This is a genomic window from Enterobacter sp. UNJFSC 003 (genome assembly GCF_036903355.1).
Taxonomy (GTDB): domain Bacteria; phylum Pseudomonadota; class Gammaproteobacteria; order Enterobacterales; family Enterobacteriaceae; genus Enterobacter.
Map to the genome: position 1 here is coordinate 564,662 of NZ_JBAKHK010000002.1, position 14,956 is coordinate 579,617.

17 protein-coding genes and 2 tRNA genes are annotated in these 14,956 nt (G+C 55.9%); 11 read left to right on the top strand and 8 right to left on the bottom strand.

The window, feature by feature from the left end:
* Positions 1–51: 51 nt before the first annotated feature.
* Positions 52–1,371, top strand: coding sequence for a guanine deaminase (guaD, locus tag V5P19_RS08865; RefSeq protein WP_334402231.1), 1,320 nt, complete (start codon positions 52–54; stop codon positions 1,369–1,371).
* On the opposite strand, the gene uraH is transcribed toward guaD, so the two are convergent.
* Positions 1,351–1,674 carry a hydroxyisourate hydrolase gene (uraH, locus tag V5P19_RS08870; protein WP_334402233.1) on the bottom strand — a complete coding sequence of 108 codons (324 nt, stop codon included), beginning with the start codon at positions 1,672–1,674 and terminating at the stop codon, positions 1,351–1,353. The genes guaD and uraH overlap by 21 nt on opposite strands.
* On the bottom strand, positions 1,671–2,165 hold the full coding sequence (gene uraD, locus V5P19_RS08875; protein ID WP_334402235.1) for a 2-oxo-4-hydroxy-4-carboxy-5-ureidoimidazoline decarboxylase: 495 nt from the start codon (positions 2,163–2,165) through the stop codon (positions 1,671–1,673). Before uraD ends, uraH begins: the two co-directional genes overlap by 4 nt.
* Between uraD and V5P19_RS24720 the strand changes: the two genes are divergently transcribed.
* The 4 genes from V5P19_RS24720 to V5P19_RS08890 all read left to right on the top strand — a co-directional run bounded on the left by V5P19_RS24720 (position 2,164) and on the right by V5P19_RS08890 (position 5,574).
* Positions 2,164–2,298 (top strand): hypothetical protein, encoded by a 135-nt coding sequence (locus V5P19_RS24720; RefSeq protein WP_369077402.1) that lies wholly within the window; start codon positions 2,164–2,166, stop codon positions 2,296–2,298. The two genes, uraD and V5P19_RS24720, sit on opposite strands and share 2 nt — an antisense overlap.
* A gap of 106 nt (positions 2,299–2,404) precedes the next feature.
* On the top strand, positions 2,405–3,559 hold the full coding sequence (hpxO, locus tag V5P19_RS08880; RefSeq protein ID WP_334402237.1) for an FAD-dependent urate hydroxylase HpxO: 1,155 nt from the start codon (positions 2,405–2,407) through the stop codon (positions 3,557–3,559).
* Positions 3,560–3,576: 17 nt separating this feature from the next.
* Complete coding sequence (gene hpxD, locus V5P19_RS08885) at positions 3,577–4,611, top strand: molybdenum cofactor-independent xanthine hydroxylase subunit HpxD (RefSeq protein WP_334402748.1); 1,035 nt, start codon at positions 3,577–3,579, stop codon at positions 4,609–4,611.
* Between the two features lie 12 nt (positions 4,612–4,623).
* Complete coding sequence (locus V5P19_RS08890; protein ID WP_334402239.1) at positions 4,624–5,574, top strand: PDR/VanB family oxidoreductase; 951 nt, start codon at positions 4,624–4,626, stop codon at positions 5,572–5,574.
* 44 nt (positions 5,575–5,618) lie between these two features.
* On the opposite strand, the gene V5P19_RS08895 is transcribed toward V5P19_RS08890, so the two are convergent.
* The 3 genes from V5P19_RS08895 to V5P19_RS08905 all read right to left on the bottom strand — a co-directional run bounded on the left by V5P19_RS08895 (position 5,619) and on the right by V5P19_RS08905 (position 7,699).
* Positions 5,619–5,706 (bottom strand) — tRNA-Ser (locus V5P19_RS08895).
* Between the two features lie 132 nt (positions 5,707–5,838).
* A tRNA-Ser gene (locus tag V5P19_RS08900) sits at positions 5,839–5,926 on the bottom strand.
* Positions 5,927–6,070: 144 nt separating this feature from the next.
* A complete protein-coding gene (locus V5P19_RS08905; protein ID WP_334402241.1) occupies positions 6,071–7,699 on the bottom strand; it encodes an ABC transporter substrate-binding protein in 1,629 nt (542 codons plus the stop codon).
* A gap of 269 nt (positions 7,700–7,968) precedes the next feature.
* Here V5P19_RS08905 and yccA point away from each other — a divergent pair, with 269 nt between their 5' ends.
* Together yccA and tusE are read left to right on the top strand one after the other, a co-directional pair.
* Positions 7,969–8,628, top strand: a complete 660-nt coding sequence (gene yccA / locus V5P19_RS08910; protein WP_108416034.1) for an FtsH protease modulator YccA — start codon at positions 7,969–7,971, stop codon at positions 8,626–8,628.
* Positions 8,629–8,715: 87 nt separating this feature from the next.
* Positions 8,716–9,045 (top strand): sulfurtransferase TusE, encoded by a 330-nt coding sequence (tusE, locus tag V5P19_RS08915; RefSeq protein ID WP_028019201.1) that lies wholly within the window; start codon positions 8,716–8,718, stop codon positions 9,043–9,045.
* Here tusE and yccX read toward each other — a convergent pair.
* Positions 9,042–9,323, bottom strand: coding sequence for an acylphosphatase (gene yccX, locus V5P19_RS08920; RefSeq protein ID WP_334402247.1), 282 nt, complete (start codon positions 9,321–9,323; stop codon positions 9,042–9,044). The genes tusE and yccX overlap by 4 nt on opposite strands.
* Positions 9,324–9,416: 93 nt before the next feature.
* On the opposite strand from yccX, the gene rlmI reads away from it, so the two are divergent.
* Together rlmI and hspQ are read left to right on the top strand one after the other, a co-directional pair.
* Positions 9,417–10,607 carry a 23S rRNA (cytosine(1962)-C(5))-methyltransferase RlmI gene (rlmI, locus tag V5P19_RS08925; RefSeq protein ID WP_334402249.1) on the top strand — a complete coding sequence of 397 codons (1,191 nt, stop codon included), beginning with the start codon at positions 9,417–9,419 and terminating at the stop codon, positions 10,605–10,607.
* Positions 10,608–10,667: 60 nt separating this feature from the next.
* On the top strand, positions 10,668–10,985 hold the full coding sequence (gene hspQ, locus V5P19_RS08930) for a heat shock protein HspQ (RefSeq protein WP_334402251.1): 318 nt from the start codon (positions 10,668–10,670) through the stop codon (positions 10,983–10,985).
* A gap of 31 nt (positions 10,986–11,016) precedes the next feature.
* Here the strand turns inward: hspQ and V5P19_RS08935 are convergent, their stop codons facing one another.
* Complete coding sequence (locus V5P19_RS08935; RefSeq protein WP_334402253.1) at positions 11,017–11,430, bottom strand: CoA-binding protein; 414 nt, start codon at positions 11,428–11,430, stop codon at positions 11,017–11,019.
* Positions 11,431–11,600: 170 nt separating this feature from the next.
* Here V5P19_RS08935 and V5P19_RS08940 point away from each other — a divergent pair, with 170 nt between their 5' ends.
* Both V5P19_RS08940 and mgsA read left to right on the top strand, forming a co-directional pair.
* Entirely contained in the window at positions 11,601–12,263 is a 663-nt protein-coding gene (locus V5P19_RS08940; RefSeq protein ID WP_334402254.1) for a DUF2057 family protein, read from the top strand.
* Positions 12,264–12,343: 80 nt separating this feature from the next.
* Positions 12,344–12,802, top strand: coding sequence for a methylglyoxal synthase (mgsA, locus tag V5P19_RS08945; RefSeq protein WP_334402255.1), 459 nt, complete (start codon positions 12,344–12,346; stop codon positions 12,800–12,802).
* A 39-nt stretch (positions 12,803–12,841) separates the two neighbouring features.
* Here the strand turns inward: mgsA and helD are convergent, their stop codons facing one another.
* Positions 12,842–14,896, bottom strand: coding sequence for a DNA helicase IV (gene helD, locus V5P19_RS08950; RefSeq protein ID WP_334402258.1), 2,055 nt, complete (start codon positions 14,894–14,896; stop codon positions 12,842–12,844).
* Between the last annotated feature and the right edge of the window lie 60 nt (positions 14,897–14,956).

Consider the following 14,956-nt stretch of genomic DNA (forward strand, 5'->3'; position numbering starts at 1 on the left):
TGTTTTTGCTCATTCACATGACTCCGCTACGCAAACAATAAGGCAGGAACCATGATGGATTACCAGACAGCGATCCGCGGTGCATTTTTTGATATCGCCCAGGTCTGCGACAGCGCAGACGCCATCGCCCAGCACACCCGCTATCTTGAAGATGGTCTGCTGTTTATTCAGGAAGGGAAAATAGTGGCACGCATGGACTGGCGTGAGGGCGAGCAATACCTTGATCCTCTGAAGGGGTGCACCGACCTGCGCGGCAAGCTGTTGCTGCCCGGCTTTATCGATACCCACGTACATTATCCGCAGACCGAGATGATCGGCGCGTTTGGCGAACAGCTGCTGGAATGGCTGACGACCTACACCTTCCCGGTGGAGAGTCAGTTCGCCGATCCGGTCTACGCGAAGGAGATAGCCGCGTTTTTTGTCAATCAGCTGGTGAGCCACGGCACCACCACCGCGCTGGTGTTTTGTACGCTGCATCCTGAGTCCGTCGATGCGCTCTTTACCGAGGCGCTGAGCCTGAACATGCGTCTCATCGCCGGTAAGGTGATGATGGACAGGCACACGCCGGACTATCTGACCGAAACCGCGAAAGAGAGCTACCGGCAAACCCGGGAGCTTATCCAGCGCTGGCACCATCGCGGGCGGCTGGGCTATGCCATTACGCCACGCTTTGCCCCGACGTCATCGCCGGAACTGCTGGCGGCGGTGAGCTTGCTGCGAGAGGAGTTCCCGGACACCTGGATGCAGACCCATCTGAGCGAAAACCCGAACGAGGTGGCCTGGGTGAGCGATCTGTGGCCGGAGCATGAACGTTATCTCGATGTGTATCATCACTACGGGCTGACCGGCGAGCGCAGCGTGTTTGCCCACGGGATCCACCTGCACCACAGCGAATGGCAGTGCCTGCATGACACCGGTTCTGCTGTGGCGTTTTGCCCTACCTCCAACCTGTTTCTCGGCAGCGGGCTGTTTCGTTTACCCGCATGCTGGCAGCACAAGGTGCGCATGGGTATCGGTACCGACGTGGGGGCAGGAACCACCTTCAGCATGTTACGTACCCTGGGCGAGGCATACAAAGTGGGCCAGTTGCAGAGCTACCGTCTGCGCGCCAGTGAAGCCTTTTATCACGCTACCCTGGGCGGCGCGCATGCGCTGCGGCTGGACGATAAAATTGGCAACTTTGCGCCAGGCAAAGAGGCGGACTTTATCGTTATTGACCCGGCCGTTACCCCCTTACAGCGCCTGCGCAGCGGGCACTGCAAGGATATCTACGAACAATTGTTCGTGCTGATGACGCTGGGTGATGAGCGCAACATCAGTGAAACCTGGATTAACGGTGAGCGCGCGTGGTCAGCTACCGCGGTAGGTTGACCATCCTCCCGGCGCAATCACAAACGGCAGATGGAAATGTTCGTCTGTCTTTCCCGCCATCACAAAATCAATTTGTGCGCAGGGATAGAGTGTGTCGCGCCCGGTCTGGGCAAACCATGCGCCAATGTCCGCCACCAGCCTGTAGCGCCCTTCAGGCAAAAAGGGAACGAACGCAGTGATGCGGCCACTTGCGTTGGTGACGCCAGTGGCTTTTATTTCTCCTTCCTGCTCCAGGCGTACCGTCACGCCCTGGGCAGGTTTTCCCGTCGATATATCCAAAATATGGGTGCTTAAGGTGCTCATTCGCCGATCGCTCCTTCCAGTCGTAGCATGGTGATTTCCCGCAGCTGTTCCAGCGCAACCTGTACTTCCTGCGCGTCGCTGTTTTTCATTCGCGCGTTCAACGCCTGTAAAATATCGTCCCCGCTGCGCCCTTTTGCGCGAATAAGAAATACCTGCCCGAAACGGCGCTCATAGCGCGCATTACCGTCACGCAACGCCGCTGCAAGCTGCGCATCGCTGTTATTGACTGCCCCTTGCTCCTGGCGGGAAAGCGCTGACTCTGCGCCGGGGGGGTTTTCACCAATGCGCGGGTGGGCGCTCAGAGCCTGCGTGAGCGCCGCCCGGTCCCAACGTTGAGCAAGCCTTTCGGCCGTGCTAAGCAGAGCCTCCCGACTGGGGTAAGGACGCCCCCGAATGACCTCCTCGGCCCAGTTGGGGATCGCCACGCAGGGCTGTAGCGCCACGAGGGCCGCGTCGGGTGAGAGCTGATTAAAATTGTGCAGTGTTATCATGGATACTCCTCAAAACGATTGTCCTGCACCGTTGCACAAAACACGCCATTCTTGTTCAGGCCGTGAAACTGTCGATTCCAAATCGTTAAACTGGAAATTATTGATTCAAAAAAAGGCACTCTCACCGCGATAACGCACCTTAGCAGTGCAGCTCCCCCTCTCGCCATTCCGTTTTACCTCGTTTGCAGCCTGGTACGCAAATTGCTCATGTTCTTTACACCCTGCAAAAGGAGAGAAGCATGAAAGCAATCGTCATCGGCGCGGGCATTGGCGGTCTGAGTGCCGCCGTCGCGCTAAAAAAGGCTGGAATCGACTGTACCGTTTTTGAGGCCGTGAAAGAGATCAAACCGGTTGGGGCGGCCATCTCCATCTGGCCCAACGGCGTGAAATGCATGCAACACCTCGGCATGGGGGAGATCGTGGAGACCTACGGCGGGCCTATGCGCTTTATGGCCTATAAGGACTATCGGCGCGGCGACACCCTGACCCGCTTTAGCCTTGCTCCGCTGATCGAGCGCACCGGAGGCCGCCCCTGCCCCGTCTCACGCACGGAACTGCAGCGCGAAATGCTGACCTTCTGGGGGAAGGAGGCCGTACAGTTTGGCAAGCGCGTCGAACGCGTATGCGAAGATGACGCGGGCGTTACCGTCATCTTTACCGACGGGGCTACCGCAACAGGAGATTTTCTGATTGCCGCTGACGGTAGCCACTCTGCGGTTCGTCCCTACGTGCTGGGCTATACGCCCGAGCGTCGTTACGCCGGTTACGTTAACTGGAACGGGCTGGTAAAGATTGATGAAGAGATTGCGCCCGCTCATCAGTGGACCACGTTTGTTGGCGAAGGCAAGCGCGTCTCGCTGATGCCCGTTTCCGGCGGTCGCTTCTATTTCTTTTTTGATGTGCCGCTCCCGCTCGGGCTGGCGGAGGATCGCAGCACCCTGCGCGCCGACCTCAGCGGCTATTTCCGCGGCTGGGCACCGCCGGTACAAAAGCTCATCGCGGCGCTTGACCCAGACACGACCAATCGGATTGAGATCCACGATATTGAACCCTTCGACAGCCTGGTACGCGGCAAGGTCGCGCTGCTAGGTGATGCGGCGCACAGCACCACTCCGGACATCGGCCAGGGCGGCTGCGCGGCCATGGAAGATGCGGTGGTGCTGGGAGACTGCCTGCGAGAAAACCCTGACATCGCGCTGGCGCTGCGGCAGTACGAAGCGCTGCGCTGTGATAGGGTACGCGACCTGGTCCTCAAAGCCCGTAAACGCTGTGATATTACGCACGGCAAGGATATGGCGCTGACGCAGGCGTGGTATCAGGAACTGAGAGAGGAGACCGGGGAGCGCATTATCGCCGGTCTGTGCGACACCATACAGGGCGGGCCGCTGGGCTGAACGCAAGAGGGATCATGATGAAAACACAACCGACTCCGCCCGCCCACTGCACGTTTGAACCCGAGGACTGGCTGCGCCTGGCGAAATGCTGGCACCCGGTTGCACGCGCAGGCGACATCGGCGCGGCTCCCGTCAAGGCGACCCTGCTCGATGAGCCGCTGGTTATCTACCGGATTAACGATCGGGTCGTGGTCGCCCGTGACGTATGTCCTCACCGCGGCGTGCCGCTGACGCTGGGCTTTCACGATGAGCAAGGAATTATCTGCCCCTATCACGGTCTGCGCTTCGGGGAGGATGGCCGCTGCAACCGTATCCCCTCCAACCCCGACCAGCCGGTTCCGGCGAAGCTTAATCTGACAAATTACGCCGTAGAGGAGCGCTTTGGGCTGATCTGGACCTGTCTGGCATTTGACCCGGAAAACCCCGTGCCGCTGCCGACCATGCCGCACTGGGACGACGACGGGTATCAGCAGATCAACTGCCCGGCATTTGAGGTGAATGGCTTCGCGGGTCGTCAGGTGGAGGGGTTTCTCGACGTAGCGCATTTCGCGTGGATCCACACCGAGACCTTTGCTGACCCGGATAATCAGATCGTGCCAACCTATCAGCCGCAGGAGACAGCGTACGGATTCGAGGCCGATTACTGGAGCTCAGTGAGCAACTATCCTCCCGATTCGGACGTGCAGGCGCCGGACGGTTTCCAGTGGTTACGCCACTTTGAAATGCACCTGCCGTTTACCGCCACGCTGACTATCCATTTTCCGGGTGAATCCCGGCTGGTTATCATGAACGCGGCCTCCCCGCTGTCATCACGCGTGACGCGGATGTTCGCCCCTATCGCGCGTAATTTTGACCTGCACATCCCCGTAGAAGATGTCCATGCCTTTAATCTTCGCGTCTTCGAAGAGGATCGCCTGATGGTGGAAACCCAGCGGCCGGAAAGTTTGCCGCTGGACCTGACGCTTGAAGCCCACATCCCGGCGGATAAAAGCTCCATTGCCTACCGTCGCGGATTGAAAAAGATGGGCTTCGGCTCGTTTTTCCTGGTCTAAAGGAGGAGTGAGATGAGCGACATGCTGAACGTTGTTGTGGATGGGCTCTGGCGTCAGGGGAACAAGAGCCTCGCCGTTCGACTGGTGGCTGAGGGCGGCGAAACGCTGCCGGACTGGCTGCCGGGGGCGCATATCGACGTCCATCTGCCCTGCGGCCTCATTCGCCAGTATTCATTGACCGGGCCGCGAACGGGCGAGAGCTATCTTATCTGCGTGGGGCGAGAAACAGCGTCGCGCGGCGGTTCACGCTATATCCACGAGACGCTGCGCCCTGGACAACGGCTGCTTGTCTCCGTGCCGCGCAATCTGTTTGCGCTGCAGCAGGCGGAACGCGTGCTGCTGATGGCGGCGGGGATCGGCATTACCCCGCTGTATGCAATGGCGCTCGAGCTTGAGGCGGCGGGGACACCCTTTACCCTGCACTACTCCGTCAAAAGCCATGAGAGCGCGGCTTTTAGGCGGGAATTGTCGCAATTTACCCAGGGTGAATGCGTCATTCATGCCGCCAGCCCGCGCGCAGGGCTGGCCGAACATATTCCCGAGCCTGAAGCGGGCCTGCATCTTTACGTTTGCGGTCCTGCGGGGTTTATGGAGAAAGTGCGTGAAGTGGCAACGGCGAAACGCTGGATGGAGGGCAACATTCACGCCGAGGCCTTCCAGCCTGTTGCCCTCGCCGCAGGCAGCAACGCGGCCGATGTGTTTACAATCGCGGTGGCATCGACAGGAGAACGCTGGCCGGTACCTGCCGATAAAACCATCGCGCAGGTTCTGCAGGAAAACGGCGTGGCCGTGCCGCTGTCCTGCGAAATGGGAATTTGCGGCGCCTGCCTGACGCCGGTTATCGACGGGGTGGTCGATCACCGGGATACCGTGCAGTCAGAAGCGGAAAAATGCGGGGTAAATCAGCAGGTGGCGCTGTGCTGCTCCAGGAGTCATTCGAGGGAACTGGTGATCGGGCTGTAAAACGAAAAAACCCTGCGATATTGCTATCGCAGGGTTTTCGAATTTGGCGGAAGCGTAGAGATTCGAACTCTAGAACCCTTTCGGGTCGCCGGTTTTCAAGACCGGTGCCTTCAACCGCTCGGCCACGCTTCCAAAGTGAGGCGCACTATAAACATCTATTAGCGCCTTGTAAAGCAGGAATTTTTCTAATTTAATACTCAGCCGTTTGCTGGCTGCAAAAAAGCAAAAAGCCCCGCGATATTGCTATCGCAGGGCTTTCGAATTTGGCGGAAGCGTAGAGATTCGAACTCTAGAACCCTTTCGGGTCGCCGGTTTTCAAGACCGGTGCCTTCAACCGCTCGGCCACGCTTCCTAAGTGAGGCGAACTATAAACACCTCGTCGGGCGCTGTAAAGTGTGATTGCATTCGTTCGCTTTAAAAATAGCCAAAACCTGTTTAATCGGTTGAATAGACAACGTATTGGCCATTTTATCAGCATAAATACCGACTCTTACGCTCAGTGTTTTTTAATGTACATGTCTTTCGTGAAGTAGTACCCCAGCTTATCCGGCGTGAATCCCCCCACCCACGGTTTCACCAGATGCGTTCGTACGTAGTGATAGACCGGGATGGCGGGCACATCGCGACCTAACAGGTCCTCGGCCTGCTGGTAAAACGTCCCACGCGCTTCCGGCGTTTTCGCTTTCGCCGCATCAACCAGCGCCCGATCATATTCCGGATTGCTGTACTGGCTGGTGTTTTCGCTGTCGCCGGTACGGAAATTGTTCAGGAAGGTCGCGGCATCGTCGTAGTCCGCAATCCAGGCGTAGCGCACGGCGTCAAAGTTGTGGGTATGCATGGTGTCCAGCATGGTTTTCCACTCTTGGTTTTGCAGCTTCGCCTCTACGCCGAGGTTTTTCTTCCACATTGAGCTGGCGGCAATGGCGATACGCTGATGTGATTCAGAGGTGTTATACAGCAGGTTAAAACGCAGCGGATGGTCGGCGTTAAATCCGGCCTCGGCCAGCAGTTTTTTCGCCTCGGCGATGCGTTTATCCATCGGCCAGCTGGCGTATTCCGGGTTCTGCAGCGTTACGCCGCCAATATCAGGCTGGCTGATAAGCCACGCCGGACGCTGCCCCTGTCCTAACACTTTCTCGGCAATGATGTCCTTATCCAGCGCCATGTTTAGCGCCTTTCGCACGCGAACATCATTGAACGGAGGACGGGTGGTGTTGAACTCGTAGTAGTAGGTGGCAAGCTGCGGGGAAACATCCAGCTCGCTGCCCAGCGTTTTTTTAAGCTGTGCGAACTGGTTGATCGGCACGGTATAGACGATGTCGATTTCGCCCGCTTTGTAGCGGTTTACGTCCGAGGCTTCAGAGGTGATAGGCAGATAGGTCACCTTGTTAATCACGGTATGTTCGTTATCCCAGTAGCGCGGGTTACGCTCGGCCACAATACGCTCGTTGACCACCCACTGCGAAAGCTTATACGCCCCGCTGGTGACAATGTGTTCCGGCTTTGTCCATTTCTCGCCAAAGCGGCTAATCAGCACCTTGTCCACCGGCACCAGCGAAGGGTGCGCCAGCATTGCCAGGAAAGCCGCGTTCGGTTGAGTAAGGGTCACTTCCAGCGTGGTGTCGTTAATCGCTTTGACGCCCAGCGTGTCGGGCGCTTTTTTCCCCTGTGCGATGTCCGTGCCGTTGACGATGTGCATATTGCCCGGATAGCTGGCATACGGAGACGCCGTTTTAGGGTCGACCAGGCGCTGCCAGCTCCAGACCACATCCTGAGCGGTGATGGTGGTCCCGTCACTCCAGGTGATGCCGGGACGCAGATGGAACGTCCAGACGGTGTTGTCTTTGTTGTCCCATTTCTCTGCCAGGCGCGGCTGGATTTCACCTGCCGGTGAGACGCTGACCAGCCCTTCGAATAAATCGCTGATAATATTGAATTCGACATCGCTTTCGACTTTGTGCGGGTCGAGCGACGCGGGTTCATTACCGTTGTTCCTGACCAGCTCCTGTTTATCCGCCAGCGGCGTTCCTGCTGGCACGTTAGCCGCCCAGCTCGCTGTGCTGGTACACAGAATAGCTGCGGTTAACAAAGAGAGCGTAAAGTTGGTGCGTGATTGTGATTTCATGTCCTTCGCCTTATTGTTTGTTTTTCGACGATCCGGGAATAACTCTTAGCGCCCACAGTGTAATAAAGCAATATTTTTCAGTAACCTATAAGAGGTTGATCTGAATAATATTTCCAAACCGCTGTTCATACTGATGAAATGGATTTCTTTAGAAGAAAGCACCAGCGAGAGCGCTAATGTGCTGAGTAAAGATGGGTAAAACCACTTTGAGACTGGCGCGCCGTTTCCTATTCTTGCCGTTAATTACATCTGTCATAAGAGAGTGACTCATGGATCGTATAATTACTTCTTCACGCGACCGCACATCGCTACTCAGCACTCACAAGGTGCTGCGCAATACCTATTTCATGCTCAGCCTCACGCTGGCGTTTTCTGCCATCACCGCAACCGCCAGCACCGTGCTGATGCTGCCGTCTCCGGGGCTGATCCTGACGCTGGTGGGTATGTATGGTCTGATGTTCCTGACCTACAAAACCGCAGACAAACCTGTAGGCATTCTGTCTGCATTCGCCTTTACCGGCTTCCTGGGCTACATCCTGGGGCCAATGCTGAATGCCTACCTGTCTGCCGGAATGGGCGACCTTATCGGCATGGCGCTTGGCGGTACCGCGCTGGTGTTCTTCTGCTGCTCGGCCTACGTGCTGACTACCCGTAAGGACATGTCGTTCCTGGGCGGGATGCTGATGGCAGGTATCGTGGTGGTGCTGGTCGGTATGGTGGCGAACATCTTCCTGCAGTTGCCTGCCCTGCACCTGGCAATTAGCGCGGTGTTCATCCTGATTTCGTCTGGCGCAATCTTGTTTGAAACCAGCAACATTATTCGCGGCGGCGAGACGAACTACATCCGCGCCACCGTGAGCCTGTATGTGTCGCTGTACAATATCTTTGTCAGCCTCCTGAGCATTCTGGGCTTCGCAAGCCGCGATTAACTCAACGTGCTGTGAACCGAGCCCCGCTTATGCGGGGCTTTGTTTTTTGGTACACTGCTGCGGTTTTTGACTGACGCGTGAATGACTATGTTGAGTTTTGAAGGTAAAGAGATCGAAACGGATAACGACGGTTATCTGAAAGAGAGCAGCCAGTGGAGCGAAGCGCTCGCGGAAGTGATTGCGGAGAAGGAGGCTATAACCCTTTCCCCAGAGCACTGGGAAGTGGTGCGATTTGTGCGCGAATTCTATCTCGAATTCAACACCTCCCCGGCTATCCGCATGCTGGTCAAAGCAATGGCGAATAAATTTGGCGAGGAGAAAGGCAATAGCCGCTATCTTTATCGCCTCTTCCCGAAAGGCCCGGCAAAACAGGCGACCAAGATCGCCGGCCTGCCAAAACCGGTGAAGTGTATTTAATACCGAATACCGAAGTTAACGTATTCACGGCCGGGTTGATGCGGCTCCGTCAGGACCTTATCAACCCGCGCGCTACGTGGCCCGCCCGCCTTCAGCCACGCCATCAGCTTTTCAACCTGCTCCGCTTCGCCACAGGCCACCACCTCGACGCTGCCGTCATCCATGTTTCGCGCGTATCCCGTTAGCCCAAGCTCAATCGCTTCGCGCTGGGTGCTGTAACGAAACCCAACGCCCTGAACGATGCCGTGAACCCAGGCGATAGTGCAGACTTTTGACATCTTTCTTCTCCTCATTAGTATGGCGCGTTGCAATTCCCCACCGAACTCGGGAAAATGGCGGCCATTTCATTGGAATCGACAGAATAGCAAATTATGAGTGTACGTTTAGTGTTAGCCAAAGGGCGCGACAAGTCATTGTTGCGCCGCCATCCCTGGGTTTTCTCCGGTGCCGTTGCCCGCATGGAAGGCAAAGCCAGCCTCGGTGAAACCATTGATATCGTTGACCATCAGGGGAAATGGTTAGCCCGCGGCGCCTATTCGCCTGCGTCCCAGATCCGCGCGCGCGTCTGGACGTTCGATAAAGATGAAACCATCGACATCGATTTCTTTGTACGTCGGCTGAAACAGGCACAGCAGTGGCGCGAGTGGCTGGCTAAACGTGACGGGCTGGACAGCTATCGCCTTATTGCAGGTGAATCCGATGGCCTGCCGGGCGTGACAATCGACCGCTTCGGCAATTTCCTGGTACTGCAGTTATTGAGCGCCGGAGCAGAATATCAGCGTGCGGCGCTGATTAGCGCCCTGCAAATGCTGTTCCCGGACTGCGCAATCTACGACCGCAGCGATGTGGCCGTGCGCAAAAAAGAGGGCATGGAGCTGACCCAAGGTCCTGTGACCGGCGAACTGCCACCCGCTCTTATGCCAATTCAGGAACACGGCATGAAGCTGCTGGTGGATATTCAGGGTGGTCACAAAACGGGTTACTACCTGGATCAGCGAGACAGCCGTCTGGCGACTCGCCAGTACGTTGCCGATAAACGCGTCCTGAACTGTTTCTCTTATACCGGCGGTTTTGCCGTATCCGCACTGATGGGCGGTTGCGCGCAGGTCGTCAGCGTGGACACGTCTCAGGAAGCGCTGGATGTGGCGAAACAGAACGTTGAGCTGAACAAGCTGGATCTGAGCAAAGCAGAATTCGTGCGCGATGATGTATTCAAACTGCTGCGTAAATACCGCGATCAGGGTGAGAAATTCGACGTCATCGTGATGGATCCACCCAAGTTTGTGGAGAACAAAAGCCAGTTGATGGGTGCCTGCCGTGGGTATAAAGACATCAACATGCTGGCTATCCAGCTGCTTAACCCAGGCGGTGTGCTGCTGACGTTCTCCTGTTCTGGCCTGATGACCACAGATTTATTTCAGAAAATCATCGCAGATGCCGCAATAGATGCTGGTCGTGATGTACAATTTATAGAGCAGTTCCGTCAGGCAGCCGACCATCCTGTGATCGCTACCTACCCGGAAGGACTGTATCTGAAAGGGTTTGCCTGTCGCATCATGTAACTTGAAAAGAGAAATATTGCCCGCACATAGAGTGTAAGTAATGTTTCCCGGGAGGTGACAATGATTGCCAGCAAATTCGGTATCGGCCAGCAGGTCCGTCACACCTTGCTTGGGTATTTGGGTGTGATCGTGGATATCGACCCGGAGTATTCCCTTGATGAACCGTCAGCGGACGAGCTGGCGGTTGACGCAGAGCTTCGCGCCGCGCCCTGGTACCATGTTGTTATGGAAGGTGATGACGGGCTGCCCGTTCACACCTATCTTGCCGAAGCGCAGTTGAGTAGCGAACTGCAGGAAGAGCATCCGGAGCAACCCACGATGGATGAACTTGCTCAGACAATCCGCAAACAGCTACAGGCCCCTCGCCTGCGCAACTAAGCGTGTAAAAAAGCCCGATAACGGGCTTTTTTTATTTCGCCAATCCAAGCCGAGGAATATCTATCGCCGGGCAACGGTCCATCACCACCTTTAATCCTGCATCCTGAGCCAGTACCGCCGCCTGTTCGTTAATCACGCCAAGCTGCATCCACAGCGTTTTTGCCCCGATTGCGATTGCCTCTTGCGCGACACCCCACGCCGCCTCTGAATTACGGAATACATCCACCATATCGACTTTCTCAGGGACATCAGCAAGCGTGGCATAGCCTTGCTGCCCGAGCAGCGTTTTGCCGGCCACCTTTGGTGACACCGGGATAACGTGGTAACCCTGATCAAGAAGGTACTTCATCACCCGGTAGCTTGGACGATCCGGTTTATCACTCGCCCCCACCAGCGCAATGGTGCGCGTGGACGTTAAAATCTCGGCAATATCGTTCTCTTTCATGGTCTTCCTCCTGGCTTTTTTTAAGTGTACGCCATAGCGGACATCTCAACCATTCATCCCATACGGATGCATGAGGGCAAAACGGCAGAATATGTCTATATGTTAGTAAACATGATTATCGAAAAATTTTGATACATTATTTAGACGAAGGCCTTTTACAGGAGCACCTTATGAAAGCCGGCATTGCCTCTGCTGTGATTGCGTTAGTGATGCCGGTTTGCGTCTTTGCCACCACGCTGCGGCTCTCGACCGACATCGATCTTCTGGTGCTGGACGGCAAAAAGGTATCCAGTTCACTCCTTCGCGGCGCCGACAGTATTGAGCTTGATAACGGACCGCATCAGGTTGTCTTTCGGGTGGAAAAAACCATTCGTCTCGCCAATCACGAACAACGAATGTACATCTCCCCCCCACTGATTCTCAGTTTTAACACTCAGCGTGTCAGCCAGGTAAATTTTAATCTGCCCCGTCTCGAAAACGAAAAAGAGTCGCTCGTCTTTGAGGCGTCCCCGCACATTGAGTTACTCGATGGTGATTCGATGCCTATTCCCGTGAAGCTGGATATTCTGGCGCTCACAACAAGCCCCAAAGGCACGGATTACGAGGCGGACACGGAAAACTACAACAAGGCTGGTAAGCGCGCGTCGTTGCCGCAGTTCGCCACCCCGATGGCGGATGACAGCACGTTACTTTCAGGCGTTTCAGAGCTGGATGTTATTCCGCCACAATCGCAAACGCTTACCGAGCAGCGCTTGAAATTCTGGTTCCAGCAGGCCGATCCTGATACGCGAGCCCGCTTTTTGCAGTGGGCGAAGCAACAACCTTCGTCGTAAGCCACATTTTTTTCTCCTACCTCTTGCAGGCTCAGACGCTTCCCGTCATCGTGTAACCCATTAACCTGAAGGACAAGCTTATGGAACTGACAACACGCACGCTGCCAGCACGCAAACACATTGCGTTGGTCGCGCACGATCACTGCAAGCAAATGCTACTTAACTGGGTAAGACGCCATCAGCCCTTGCTGGCACACCATGCCCTCTCCGCAACGGGGACCACCGGTAACCTGATCCACCGCGAAACCGGCCTGGAAGTGAATGCGATGCTGAGCGGCCCTATGGGGGGCGATCAGCAGGTGGGCGCACAGATTTCAGAAGGGAAGATTGATGTACTGATTTTCTTCTGGGACCCGCTAAATGCAGTTCCGCATGACCCGGATGTAAAAGCGCTGCTGCGCCTTGCCACGGTGTGGAATATTCCTGTGGCGACCAACCTGTCGACAGCGGATTTTATTATTGAATCACCACAGTTCAGCTCCCCGGTTGAGATCCTGATCCCGGATTATCCGCGGTACCTCGCGGAAAGATTGAAGTAAGTTTAGGCCCGGGTGGCGTCATCGCCTCCCGGTAATCCGCTACGGCTTCCTCGCCACCGGCACATCGATACTCTTCAAAATATCAACAAACGTGGACGGTTCATCCTTATTGAACAATAGCCACACGCGGTGGCGTGCACGGGTTATCGCCACGTATAACAGACGTCGCTCTTCGGCATCCGGGAAATCTTCCGGAACCGGCAGCAAGGCCTGCTCCATTACCGACTCGCGGGCCGGAGCCGGGAAACCGTCGCTCCCCTCTTTTAGCCCCACCACGATCGCATAATCAGCCTGCTGGCCTTTACTGGCGTGGATGGTCATAAAATCCAGCTGCAGCTTCGGCCAGCGGGTTGCGGCTTTTTCCAGCGCGGCCGGTTTAAGATGGTGATAACGTGCCAGCACCAAAATACGTTCATCCGGCTTCGCATAGCCGCTGAGTTTGTCCAGCAGCGGCTCCAGCTGATCCTCAGCCAACAGGGTGACGGCTTTTTTATCCCCCGGCGTCAGGCTATTGAGCGGTTTAGCCAATTGATGCGGGTTTTGCTGGATAAAGCGGTTGGCAATTTCGCCTATACGGGAATTGAAGCGGTAAGTGGTGTCCAGATCGCTGCGATCGCCTTCGCCAAAATAGTGATGAAACGCCGTGGTAAGAGTGAGTTGCGCTCCGCTAAAGCGATAGATGGCCTGCCAGTCATCGCCCACGGCAAACAGCGAGGTGTGTTTATTTTGCGCCCGTAACGCGGAAAGCAGCGCGGCTCGCTGCGGAGAGATATCCTGAAACTCATCCACCAGAATGTGTTTCCAGGGGCTGACAAAACGCCCTTTATCAAGAATGATAATCGCCTGATGGATCAGCCCCGAGAAATCGACAGCATTTTCATCTTTCAGCGCCGTTTTCCAGGCTTTCAGCATCGGCGCCAATAATTTGACCCGCTTCGAGAACACCGCGCGAATCTCCTCCGGTGCGCTTTCAATCATCTCCGCCTGAGAGCCACCGTGCATCCGCATCAGGCTCACCCAGCGGTCAAGGCGCGATCCCAGACGGCGGGACAACGTTTCATCCTGCCAGAAGCTGCCTTCAGGGACGTCCCAGTTCAGCTCCTCTTCAAGCCACTGACGCCATCCTTTCGCCTGGGCCTTTTTCTCGCCGCACTGCTGACGCCATGTTTTTATGAACAACGCCTGACGCGCCTGAACGTCGTTTTCCAGCTTGCTGATAGACGGCACTTTTTTGCTGCCCTGCTGAATAATATGCAGCGCAAGCGCATGGAACGTTCTGGCTGAAATATCCCGGGTATGCAGGCGTTCCTGGATACGCTCATCCATCTCCTGCGCAGCCTTGCGCCCAAACGCCAGAAGCAAAATCTGTTCGGCAGCGGCCTCGCCCGTGGTCATAAGCCAGCCCGCGCGCGCAACCAGCACAGACGTTTTACCGCTTCCTGCCCCCGCCAGCACCAGCAGCGACTGTTCACCATTAACCACCGCGCGCGCCTGGGCGGGATTGAGCGGTGACGATTCTACCGTGCTGAAAAAATCGGCGTATCGGGTAAGCATGGCATCCGTCCACGCCTGGTTATGCGCCAGACGACTTTTGTCTATATCGCTCAACCAGGCCTGACATTTGCCCCAAGCTTCACGGCAGTTTTCAAATTCATCAAGTCGCGTCACCGGTAACGGCAATGCGGTAAGTGCTTTCCCAATCTTCTGCTGCAACGCCGCTGTCTGCTGACGGGTCAGCCATTTTTGTTGTTCATTACTCTGGGCGATCTCGTCTAAAACCTGCTGGAGAACCTGGGCGGCAATGACGCTCATCTCATGGCTCCACTGCTGCCAGAGCGTGTTCAGATGATGATGAAATCGCTGGGTTTCTGCCCACTCCGTCCCATGCAGGCGTACGACTTTACCGGCGGGCAAAACAAACTCCAGCTCGCCCCACACCAGCCCGCGCTTACAGTGGATAGCCAGAAGCTGATTAAAAGGAATAAGGTATTCGTGGCGTTCCCCGGAGACTTTCACCCCCGCATTAAGAAGGACAACCTTGTCATAAGGGTGCTGCGCCAGGCGTTTGCCCATTGAAGTTGCTTTCAGTTCCATATCCAGCCGGATCCACGAAGAGATAATTTGTCTGATAGTTTAACTGCCAGTTTTAAGGTG